Origin of the sequence: Shewanella sp. SM55, from assembly GCF_025654025.1 — a bacterium.
Lineage (GTDB): Bacteria > Pseudomonadota > Gammaproteobacteria > Enterobacterales > Shewanellaceae > Shewanella > Shewanella oncorhynchi.
Genome location: NZ_JAKKRS010000007.1, coordinates 134229 through 146371, shown reverse-complemented (window position 1 = coordinate 146371; position 12143 = coordinate 134229). Strand labels below are relative to the sequence as shown.

7 protein-coding genes and 1 tRNA gene are annotated in these 12143 nt (G+C 46.1%); 4 read left to right on the top strand and 4 right to left on the bottom strand.

The window, feature by feature from the left end:
* Positions 1-36 precede the first annotated feature (36 nt).
* Together gabD and gabT are read left to right on the top strand one after the other, a co-directional pair.
* On the top strand, positions 37-1485 hold the full coding sequence (gene gabD, locus L5L91_RS11135) for an NADP-dependent succinate-semialdehyde dehydrogenase (protein WP_263160864.1): 1449 nt from the start codon (positions 37-39) through the stop codon (positions 1483-1485).
* Between the two features lie 32 nt (positions 1486-1517).
* Positions 1518-2795, top strand: a complete 1278-nt coding sequence (gene gabT / locus L5L91_RS11130; protein ID WP_263236534.1) for a 4-aminobutyrate--2-oxoglutarate transaminase — start codon at positions 1518-1520, stop codon at positions 2793-2795.
* A 127-nt stretch (positions 2796-2922) separates the two neighbouring features.
* Here the strand turns inward: gabT and L5L91_RS11125 are convergent, their stop codons facing one another.
* Together L5L91_RS11125 and L5L91_RS11120 are read right to left on the bottom strand one after the other, a co-directional pair.
* Positions 2923-3930, bottom strand: a complete 1008-nt coding sequence (locus L5L91_RS11125) for an LLM class flavin-dependent oxidoreductase (protein WP_263236532.1) — start codon at positions 3928-3930, stop codon at positions 2923-2925.
* A 525-nt stretch (positions 3931-4455) separates the two neighbouring features.
* Entirely contained in the window at positions 4456-6021 is a 1566-nt protein-coding gene (locus L5L91_RS11120; RefSeq protein WP_028760874.1) for a peptide MFS transporter, read from the bottom strand.
* Between the two features lie 419 nt (positions 6022-6440).
* Here L5L91_RS11120 and mak point away from each other — a divergent pair, with 419 nt between their 5' ends.
* A complete protein-coding gene (gene mak, locus L5L91_RS11115; protein ID WP_028760873.1) occupies positions 6441-7337 on the top strand; it encodes a fructokinase in 897 nt (298 codons plus the stop codon).
* A gap of 230 nt (positions 7338-7567) precedes the next feature.
* Positions 7568-9688: a methyl-accepting chemotaxis protein gene (locus L5L91_RS11110; RefSeq protein ID WP_263236530.1), complete on the top strand. Its 2121-nt coding sequence runs from the start codon at positions 7568-7570 to the stop codon at positions 9686-9688.
* 242 nt (positions 9689-9930) lie between these two features.
* Here L5L91_RS11110 and L5L91_RS11105 read toward each other — a convergent pair.
* Both L5L91_RS11105 and rpoD read right to left on the bottom strand, forming a co-directional pair.
* A tRNA-Ile gene (locus L5L91_RS11105) sits at positions 9931-10007 on the bottom strand.
* Between the two features lie 254 nt (positions 10008-10261).
* Positions 10262-12100 carry an RNA polymerase sigma factor RpoD gene (rpoD, locus tag L5L91_RS11100; RefSeq protein ID WP_105249892.1) on the bottom strand — a complete coding sequence of 613 codons (1839 nt, stop codon included), beginning with the start codon at positions 12098-12100 and terminating at the stop codon, positions 10262-10264.
* Between the last annotated feature and the right edge of the window lie 43 nt (positions 12101-12143).

Here is a 12143-nt window from a genome sequence, read left to right as displayed (position 1 = left end):
AGAAGCTAGGTAGCTTCATAATACGAGGAAATCCTTGTGCAATTAAATGATCCGAGTTTGCTACGTCAACAGTCTTTTATTAATGGTCAATGGTGTGATGCCGTTTCTGGTGACACGCTAAAGGTGGTTAATCCCGCAACCAATGCCCTGATTGGCTACGTTCCTAATATGGGACAAGTTGAAACTGAAATGGCGATTAAGGCGGCAGAAGCGGCTTTACCTGCATGGCGAGCGCTCACAGCCAAAGAGCGCGGCGCTAAGTTAAGACGTTGGTTTGAATTACTCAATGAAAACAGTGATGACTTAGCATTGCTCATGACGACTGAGCAGGGTAAACCGCTGGCAGAAGCGAAAGGTGAAGTAACCTATGCCGCTTCGTTTATCGAGTGGTTTGCCGAAGAAGCTAAACGTATTTATGGCGATACCATTCCTGGGCATCAAGGGGATAAGCGCTTGATAGTAATTAAGCAGCCTGTCGGTGTAACCGCCGCGATTACGCCGTGGAACTTTCCTGCTGCTATGATCACCCGCAAAGCCGCTCCAGCGTTAGCTGCGGGTTGCACTATGGTGGTAAAACCTGCGCACCAAACACCCTTTACCGCATTAGCGATGGCTGAACTTGCTAAGCGTGCCGGTATTCCTGCGGGCGTATTTAGTGTGTTAACGGGTGATGCGGTGCAGATTGGTAATGAAATGTGCAGCAACCCGATAGTGCGTAAGCTGTCTTTCACTGGCTCAACCAATATCGGTATTAAATTAATGGCGCAATGTGCGCCTACCTTAAAAAAACTGTCGCTAGAGCTTGGCGGCAATGCACCATTTATCGTATTTAACGATGCCAATATTGATGCGGCCGTTGAAGGCGCCATGATTGCTAAATATCGTAATGCTGGCCAAACCTGCGTCTGTGCTAACCGTATTTATGTACAAGACGGCGTATACGATGAATTCGCCTTAAAACTCAGCACTGCAGTGGGCAAGCTTAAGGTTGGAGAGGGCATTAACGAGGGCGTCACTACGGGTCCGTTGATCAATGCTGCCGCAGTCGAGAAAGTACAAAGTCACCTTATCGATGCTATCGCTAAAGGCGCCTCTGTGCTCGCGGGCGGCAAAGTTCATGATCTTGGCGGTAATTTCTTCGAGCCAACCGTACTCACTAACGTTGATAAAAGTATGCGTGTTGCCCGCGAAGAAACCTTTGGTCCACTCGCGCCGCTGTTTAAATTCAGCGATGTCGACGATGTGATCAAACAAGCTAATGATACTGAATTTGGCCTCGCCGCCTATTTCTATGGCCGCGATATTTCATTGGTGTGGAAAGTCGCCGAAGCCTTGGAATATGGCATGGTTGGGGTCAACACTGGCTTGATTTCGACGGAAGTCGCACCTTTTGGCGGGATGAAATCTTCAGGGCTTGGCCGTGAAGGCTCTAAGTTCGGTATCGAAGAATATTTAGAAATTAAATATATCTGTATGTCCGTTTAATACGGCCCGATTTGGCGAGTGAGGAAGACTAAATGACAACAACCAATGATTCATTGATGGCACGTCGCCAAGCCGCAGTTGCGGGTGGTGTCGGGCAAATTCACCCTATTTTTACCGCCCGCGCCGAAAATGCGACTGTGTGGGATGTTGAAGGTCGCGAGTTTATCGATTTTGCGGGCGGCATTGCCGTGCTCAATACGGGCCACCTTCATCCTAAAGTGAAGGCGGCGGTTGCGGCTCAGCTGGATAATTTTTCCCATACCTGTTTTATGGTGCTCGGCTACGAGAGCTATATCCAAGTATGTGAAAAGCTCAATCAACTGGTTCCTGGGGATTTTGCCAAGAAGACGGCACTATTCACTAGTGGTTCAGAAGCGGTTGAAAACGCAGTTAAAGTGGCGCGTGCCTATACCAAACGTGCTGGCGTGATTGCGTTTACCTCGGGCTACCATGGTCGCACTATTGCGGCCTTGGCATTGACCGGAAAAGTCGCGCCTTACAGTAAAGGTATGGGACTGATGTCGGCGAATGTGTTCCGCGCCGAGTTCCCGTGCGAAATGCATGGCGTGTCCGATGATGATGCTATGGCCTCGATTGAACGTATCTTTAAAAATGATGCCGAGCCGAGTGATATCGCCGCCATTATTTTAGAGCCAGTGCAGGGCGAGGGCGGTTTCTACGCCGCATCGCCCGCCTTTATGCAACGTTTACGCGCACTATGCGACCGTGAAGGTATTATGCTGATCGCCGATGAAGTGCAAACAGGCGCGGGCCGTACTGGCACTTTCTTCGCTATGGAGCAAATGGGGGTTGCTGCAGATATCACGACCTTTGCTAAATCTATCGCGGGTGGGTTCCCACTTTCGGGCATTACTGGCCGCGCCCAAGTCATGGATGCAGTGGGTCCCGGTGGTCTTGGCGGTACTTATGGTGGTAATCCGTTAGCGTGCGCCGCTGCGCTTGCTGTCATTGAAGTGTTTGAAGAAGAAAAGTTGCTAGAAAGGGCTAATGCCATTGGTGAGCGAATTAAGTCTGCCCTGAATGTAATGCAGGTCGAACATGCGCAAATCGCCGATGTGCGTGGTTTAGGCGCTATGATCGCCATCGAATTGATGGAAGAGGGTAAACCTGCACCGCACTATTGCGCGCAAGTGTTGGCTGAAGCTCGTAACCGTGGATTGATTTTATTATCCTGCGGTACTTACGGTAATGTGCTGCGTATTTTGGTGCCATTAACGGCGCTGGATGCACAAATTGATGCAGGCCTTGGTATTCTTAACGCCAGCTTTAATGCCGTACTGAAAAGCTAATATTGCTTTGATATAAAAAGGTTTTAGATGACAGTGTTGCCCAATAAAAATCCCGCTTCTGCGGGATTTTTTATGGCAGTCGTTTTGACTGCCAATGACTTTTAGAACGAGTCAGTTTACTGAATCGCTACTTTTTAATCTCCATTAGGATCTGTAATGCTTTCTTGCGTTTATCAAGATCATACAAGTCGTTGGTAAAGATAAACTCATTCACGCCGAGTTCTTTTACGATCATTTCCAAACGATGCTTAATCGTCGCTGGGCCACCAGTAACTGATAAACCTAAGAAATTATCGACATAGGTTTCTTCTTGCGCACTCCACAAGCCATCCATAGTATCAACTGGTGGCTTTAGCCATAACTCGTGACCACGGATAAGTGCCAGCACGCGCTGTTTTGAGGTCGTTCCCAAATATTGGGCCTCTTCATCTGTATCGGCGGCAACTAACGGCAAGCCAAGCATCACATAGGGTTTATCAAGCACTTGAGAAGGTTTAAAGTCGCGGCGATAGATTTCAATCGCATCGTAGAGAAAACGTGGTGCAAAGTGGCCCGCAAACACATAGGGCAAACCACGCTGCGCCGCTAACTGTGCGCTAAAGAGACTCGAGCCCAATAACCAAATTGGCACATTAGTGCCTTCTCCGGGAATCGCTCGCACCGCATGGCGACCATTGTAAGGGCCAAGTAGAGTTTGTAATTCACTGACTTCTTCGGGGAATTGTTCGGCGCGACTGGTATCACGGTTCAGTGCTCGGCTGGTAATTTGATCGCTGCCGGGCGCGCGGCCCAGTCCTAAATCGATTCGACCAGGATATAAGCTTTCAAGGGTACCAAACTGTTCGGCGACCACTAAAGGCGCATGGTTTGGCAGCATAATCCCACCCGCGCCGACGCGAATACGCTGCGTATTGCCAGCAATATAGCCAATTAATACCGAGGTCGCCGCGCTAGCGATACCGGGCATATTATGGTGTTCGGCAAACCAAAAACGATTAAAGCCGAGTCTGTCGGCTTCCTTGGCATACTGCAAACTGCTGTGCAGTGTTTCACCCACGGTTGAGCCTTGGCGCATGGGCGCGAGTTCCAATAGCGAGAAGGGAATATCGGCCAATATTGATGTCTGTTGTGACATAGTGTCTCCAAGTGACTGCCGTTTTTGCTAACGACAACAAGAGGCGCTAACTGTGTTAGGCGTATTGTTCGTTGCATTGCTAGGCTCATTGCTAAGAAAAAGCGTTAACGGCTCAGTCTTGATGAATAAAAGGTATTCAGTGTTATTGATATGGGGTTAACGACACTGCTTCTCAAGCTTTAATGGATAACACTTTTCCCTTTGTTATTTCATTCGTTATTCAATTTGAGTTTGCACTTGAGCATCGCCATACAACTGAGTGTGTACTCGCTTTGTAACAAATTGAGGGGCTGAAGTCATCCGTGATTGAGGGCCGATAATGTGGAACTGAAGTTCTTATTCTCAGCAACTCAGCGCTAAGCCCGTCACAGTGGGATTGCATGACTTTTACTAAAGCTCATTTGGTTATGAGTAGCAATATAAGGGTATAAACGATGTTGAATGAAGTGATGAAAAAACTGCCGATAGCAGGGTTATCGGCAGTTAATGTTATGCAATAGATAAATCGCTATTGTCAGTCGAGCATTACTGCTCGGCTTTCACATCCCGTAGCGATGCTGCAGCACTTTCATTAATATCATGATCAGCAGCATTGTTATGTGAATGGTGAGTCTCAGTCAGGCGACGCATCAGAGGTAATACCGCAAGTGCGATAAAGGTACAGACCACAGCGGCTATACCTAGTTTATTAAACAGACTTGTGTATACGGGTAAGGTTTGCAGTGGGTCGACTAAATCCTTGGGTACACTGGCGAAGTTAGCAACCACACCGCCCAAATACTGGGAAATACCTGATGCGACGAAATAGGCACCCATCATAAAGCCGCCCATGCGTGCAGGTACGTAACGAGCAATCATGGCAAGTCCAAGACCACTCACCAGCAATTCCCCTAAAGAGTAAGAGGCATAGCCCCAGATCATGATCCATGAAGAGGTTTTACCATTGACGGCAAATTGGCCCGCAAAGCCATAGATAAAGAAGCCAATCGCCACAACGGCAAAACCGAGAGCAAATTTCGCCGCGATAGAAAAGTCTTTATCATTGCGTCCAGCCCACGAATAGCTCCATGCGAGTACTGGACTTAATACCATAATCCATAATGGATTTAATGCTTGGAACTGGGCAGGTGACCAAGTCCACAAGTGGGTACCAAAAACTTGAAAATCCCAATCCACGTTACGCAGGGCAAACAGCGCGAGTGACGTTGACATTTGTTGATAGAAAATAAAGAAGAACACGGTTTGCACAGTAAGGATCAGCGCTGCAATCAGTCCAGCTCTTTCACTGGTTTCGCTGGTGCGGATCAAGTGGAAGAAGATTGCCAATACGGCTACGCCTGCTGCATAAACGAAGACGCGCGCAACAGCTTCGTATTCAAGAATAATGGCTGAAGCGACAACCGACAATGCGGATAGACCCAATACAATCGCGAGGTTTTTCTTGTTCACTGGGCGAGTATCTGGCTCAGAACCGTAATGGACTAGACTCTTACGCATGAGTGCATAGTTACCTAACCCCACCAATATACCGACACAGCACACAGCAAAGGCCGCGTGCCAGCCAAATTCGTTGCCATACTGGGCGTTAACGTAATCTTTAATCCAAGGCGTGAGCAACATAGAGAAGGTCGAACCCACGTTTACCGCCATGTAATAGATGGTAAAAGCACTGTCGATTTTAGAATCGTCACCTTCGTAAATCTTACGAACTAAGTTACCCGCATTCGGCTTGAATAGGCCGTTACCGACCACAATCACACCGAGCGCTGAAAACATAAACCACGTATTTTCAGTGGGTACGGCCATTAGCGCATAACCCAGAGAGAGGATCCCCGCACCGAGCAGCATAGTGCGTTTGGTGCCGAGAATTTTATCCCCAACCCAGCCACCAATCGCCGGTGATACATAAATAAGTGCCGCACAGGCACTCCATACTAAGTTTGCACGTGAGTCATCAAAGCCAAGGCGCTGCACCATAAAGTACACAATCAGCGCTTGCATGCCGTAATAACCAAAGCGTTCCCATAATTCGATAAGAGACACTGTCATAAATGAATGTGTTTTACTTACCGGAGCAGTCCCAATAGTCATATCGCTTGCTTCCAACATTGTTGTTTTAATATTTGAGCTCAAAAGTATAAGACGATAACCCATTCAAACCAATGGCAGACATAGGCAAAAACAGACTTTATTACAAATGACCTTATCAATTTTAAGGTGGATTTAAGCGGAGACAGTTTTATCCAAGTTTTTCTGCTGCGGATAAATCAAGGAACATTCGCAGTACTATCGGATAAGCAGATAATGGCATGTGCGGGTATGCGCTATGGTGTATTTAAATACATTGAGGTTGATTGCTGTTTGTCCAGCAGGCATAGTGCGCTTGGAAATTCTAATGTAGATCACTTTAAAACGAAAAGTTCTACTTAGCAGCGTCTCTACAGTTACAGATATGCATCAGGTTGTTAATGCACCGCTTTGCGTTAAATATATTTAAACGGAGTATATGAATGTTACGAATTGGTATCGATCTTGGTGGCACAAAAATCGAGGTAGTCGCATTAGATAGCGATGGTAACGAAGTCTTTCGTAAACGCATCCCGACACCGAGAGAATATGTTGCGACAGTCAATGCTTTGGTTGCACTGGTAACTGAAGTCGAAGACAGCCTGCAGCAAACCGCCACTATCGGAATTGGTATTCCTGGGGTTGTTTCTCCTTTTACTGGCCTAGTAAAAAACGCTAATTCAACTTGGATCAATGGTCATCCACTTGATGTGGATCTGGGGACTCGATTAAATCGTAAAGTAAAAATTGCTAATGATGCGAACTGTTTTGCCGTATCAGAAGCGGTAGATGGCGCTGCCGCAGGAAAGTCTGTTGTATTTGGTGCCATTATTGGAACGGGATGTGGTGCTGGTATCGCAATTAAAGGCCAAGTACATGATGGTGGCAATGGTATTGGTGGTGAGTGGGGCCATAATCCTTTACCGTGGATGAAAGCCGATGAATTTAATACCACGACGTGTTTTTGTGGTAATAGAGACTGTATCGAAACGTTTATATCTGGAACAGGCTTTGTTCGCGACTTTCGCGCTGCGGGCGGTGTTGCTGACAGCGGTATTGAAATTGCCCAAATGATGCAAGCGGGAGATCCGCTGGCAACTCAAGCATTTAACCGCTTTATTGACCGTTTAGCCCGTTCATTGGCCCATGTGATCAATATGATGGATCCTGATGTTATCGTCCTTGGCGGCGGCGTGTCTAACATCGATGCTATTTACACCGAATTACCAAAAATTTTGCCGCTCTATGTGGTTGGCCGAGAGTGCCATACACCGGTTGTTAAAAATTATTATGGTGCTTCATCGGGGGTGCGTGGCGCCGCTTGGTTGTGGGGACGCTAATCCTAGACTCAATCAAGAATAGTGTTTGATATTAAAGGCTGAATTCATTTATTTGAATTTGGCCTTTTTTTGATTTAGTCATTCAAAAGTTTTATATTCCATTGACAACTCTTTATCTTAAGTACTGGTAATTCTTACCCTAAGTGCTATTTTTAATGCTGTATAGAAAGTATAAAAATAAAGTAGATCATAATAATTACGCTATTGTCGTTCTCTTGGGAGTTTACTAGATGAAGCATTTGTCCATCAGTACTAAGTTGTTGTGGATTACATCAGCATTATTTTTATCGATAGTGGCTATTTTATCTATCAGTTTATGGTGGACACTGTCGGCTCAAAACGCGCAATTATCGGATCAAGTTCAAAATACCCTACAAACTGAAACGCGGGATAAACTCGAAGCCCGCGCCGGTGAATATGGTGAAATGGTCGCTGGATTTATTAACGAAGCCTATCGTATTCCTTACTCTTTTGCCGGTATGGTGGAGAGTACAGCAGAAGAACTTCCCTTAAAGCGTGATCGTTTAGAACTCACTGTGGCGGCTGTGCTTAAGAAGAATGCGCAAGTTTCCTCCATGTATGCCCAGTTTGAACCTAATGGTTATGATGGGCTCGATACTGAGTTTCTGAATATTAATTCCAGCCACAGTGTAACGACATCAGGTGCCCTAGAGGTTTACTATACCCGTGATGACAATGGCACTGTTGCACATCAACAGGTTGAAGATTCGTCAGAAAAATACCTTACTAGCCTAAATGAATTTGGGATCCGTGATGCAGAATGGTATTTATGCGGTAAAGAAACCTTAAAGCCCTGTCTAATGGAGCCGTATTTATACGAAATCACTCCCGGTAACAAAGCATTAATGACCTCGCTAACTGTTCCAGTGCTTAAGCATAAACAGTTTATCGGTGTGGTCGGTGTTGATTTAAACTTACCCGTCTTTCAAACTCTTATCGATAAGTTATCTAAGAGCCTCTACGATGGGCAAGCGAAAGTAACTTTATTGAGTACCCGAGGTTTAGTGGTTGCAGCAAGTCATTACAGTAAAAAGGCCCGTCCTTTAGCTGAGTCAATAAATCCAGCTATTGCTTCACAAATTATCTCGTTACACAAGAACTCGGGTTACATGGTTAACAATGATGAAATTATTGTTGCCTACCCAATTAAGATCCCTTTAGCGAATGCCGAGTGGTCCTTAGTGATCCAAGTGCCGACTGCGCAGGCGTACAAGAGTTCGATTGTGTTGAATCATGATATGGATGAAATGGCAACTTCCTTGGGAAGTTTGTTGCTCATGGTCGGTGTTGTCGTGTCGATTGCTGCTGTGATTACGATTAGCCTAGTGATCCGTAGCATTATTTCACCCTTAAAGATGATCCAAGGCCGTGTAGAACACTTGGCAAGCGCTGATGGCGATTTAACGCAATCGATAGAAGTGGACTCCCATGCAGAGTTGATTGCGTTAGCAAAAGGTTTCAACTCCTTTATTTATAAACTGAAAAACTTGATTGCCGAACTTAAAACCCTCGCGAGTCGTTCTCAGGAAGAAAGCCAAGCTTCAGCGAAAATTGCCCAGCTCACACGTGATAGTGTCAATCGTCAATATGGTGAAATTGAGAGTGTGGTTACGGCCGTAAACCAAATGAGTGCCACCGCACTTGAGGTTGCTAAGGCGTCTGAGCAAACCGCTGCAGAAACAGAAGCTATGTCACGCAACATTCGTCACAGTGAAGAAAGTCTGACTAAGGCGATGGGCTTTGTGGCGACTATGTCTAAAGAGTCAATGGAAGCTAAGCTGGCCGTGAGTAAAGTCGCAGACAGCAGTATGAATATTAGTCGTATTCTTGAGGTGATCAGCTCCATTGCCGCACAAACAAACCTGCTGGCATTAAATGCGGCGATTGAGGCGGCGAGAGCGGGTGAACAAGGACGGGGTTTTGCCGTGGTGGCTGACGAAGTCCGTGCGCTGGCATCTAAGACTCAAAGCTCGACGAATGATATTAGTACTCTTATCGATGCACTGCAAAAAGAAGTTCAAAGTGCTTCTGGCATCATAGATAAAGGCGCTGAACGGGCACAAATGGCCGTATCTCAAACTGAGCAAGCGCTGAACTCATTGAACTCTATGGTGAGTCAGATTGAAGAAATTTCGGGCCAAGTGACCCATATCGCGGCAGCAGCAGAAGAGCAGAGCGCGGTGACTGAAGAGGTTAATCGCAATATTACAGGCATTTCTGATTCGGCTTCTGAACTTGCACGTCTTGCGGGTGAAGCACAGCAAAGCAGTGTAGTTTTAGCAAACTTAGTGAAGCAGCAACATGAGCAGTTAGGCAAGTTAAAAACCTAGCACCAGAGGTTTGTTGAATTAGTTCATTGATTTTAAATAGGCTCTTTGATTGTGTTGCTGCTTAACACTTATCAAAGAGCCTATTTTTATGGATATTTAAATAGCATCGAATAGGCTAAAAATTTAAAACAGTTCAGCGAGGGGAATGTGTAAATACACGGATATTGTGTGATAACTAGCGGAGATCAGTTTTTAGATACAAAAAAGCCCATTGGATCAATGGGCTTTTTCGTTGAATCGGGTGGTGGCCCCTCACGGACTTGAACCGTGGACCTAACGATTATGAGTCGTGTGCTCTAACCAACTGAGCTAAGGGGCCGACTTAAGGTAATCGTCATTACCTGAAGCGGGAGGAAGTATACTAAGCTTACTTACGCTTGTCACCCGTGTTTTGGCTGGAAATTCACGCAACTGATTCAATTGGTTATCTGTTAATCAACTTAAATGCTATCGTCGCCTAAATTTAAGGCTTCGATACTGTGCTTGTGCATAAATTGAGATGATAAAGACAAGAAAAAGCCCTGCATGGGCAGGGCTTCAATCCATCTTAGATGACTTTAGGCTTGTAACAGCCTATTCATCTAGGAACGATTTTAAGATTTCTGAGCGTGAAGGGTGACGCAGTTTACGCAGTGCCTTAGCTTCAATCTGACGAATACGTTCACGGGTCACGTCGAACTGTTTACCCACTTCTTCAAGAGTGTGGTCAGTGTTCATATCGATACCAAAACGCATACGCAGCACTTTCGCTTCACGGGCGGTTAAACCTGCTAACACTTCGTGAGTGGCGTTTTTCAAGCTTTCGCTGGTCGCAGAATCCAGTGGTAATTCGAGGGTTGTATCCTCGATAAAATCACCTAAATGCGAATCTTCATCGTCACCGATTGGGGTTTCCATGGAGATAGGTTCTTTAGCTATTTTCAGTACCTTACGGATCTTATCTTCCGGCATCATCATACGCTCAGCCAGTTCTTCAGGTGAAGGCTCGCGGCCCATTTCCTGTAGCATTTGGCGAGAGATACGGTTCAGCTTGTTGATCGTTTCGATCATGTGTACTGGAATACGAATCGTGCGCGCTTGGTCGGCGATAGAACGGGTAATCGCCTGACGGATCCACCAAGTTGCATAGGTCGAAAATTTGTAACCACGACGGTATTCGAATTTATCCACGGCTTTCATTAAGCCAATGTTACCTTCTTGGATTAAGTCCAAGAATTGCAGACCACGGTTGGTGTATTTCTTCGCGATAGAAATTACCAGACGTAAGTTGGCTTCAACCATTTCTTTCTTCGCACGGCGAGCTTTGGCTTCACCGATTGACATACGACGGTTGATGTCTTTTATAGCAGAAATTGCTAAGCCGGTTTCTTCTTCAACTGCTGCAAGCTTGGTACGACAACGAATGACGTCATCTTCAACCATTCTTAGGCCTTCGGCATAAGGTTTCGTTGAGGCTTTCTCAGTGTTGAACCAATCGAGGTTGGTTTCGTTGCCAGTGAAGAATTTGACGAAGTTTTTCTTCGGCATTTTGGCTTGTTCAACGCACAGTTTTAATACTAAACGTTCTTGAACACGCACGCGGTCCATCATAGTGCGCATGCTTTTGACTAAACGGTCAAACTGCTTAGGCACTAAGCGGAATTCTTTGAAGATTTCGCCGATTTCGAAGAGGGCTTTTACCGATTCAGGGTGTTCACGGCCCTTAGCTTCGATAATTTTCAGTGCGCTTTCGTAAGCGGCTCTGAGTTGACCGAATCTTTCACGAGCTTCTTCAGGATCAGGCCCTTTGTTGCCTTCTTCTTCATCTTCGCTGTCATCGTCATCTTCTTCGTCATCTTCATCGTCCAGCTCTTCTTCAGATAATTCTGAGCCGATGTGAGTGGCGGTCGGGGCGACGTCATCTTCGTCCGGGTTTACAAATCCAGAGATAATATCAGATAAGCGCAGTTCGTCGGCTTCAAATTGGTCGAATTGCTCAAGGATCATAGCGATCGCTTGTGGGTATTCGGCGACTGAACTTTGAACTGTGTTGATGCCTTCTTCGATGCGTTTGGCGATAACAATTTCGCCTTCGCGGGTCAGAAGCTCAACGGTACCCATTTCACGCATGTACATGCGTACGGGATCGGTTGTGCGGCCAAGTTCGCTTTCTACTGTTGCCAGTGCTGCGGCGGCTTCTTCTGCTGCATCTTCGTCTGTGTTGTCTTCCGACATCATCATGTCATCGGCATCGGGGGCTTCTTCGAACACCCGGATACCCATGTCATTTATCATCTGGATAATATCTTCGATCTGGTCAGAATCGACCATGTCTGCAGGTAAGTGATCGTTCACTTCTGCATAGGTTAAGTAACCTTGCTCTTTACCTTTGGCAAGCAACAGCTTAAGTTGCGACTGCGGAGTATGATCCATAGATATCATCCAAGTTGGGAAACTGTTACAACGACGGACACTT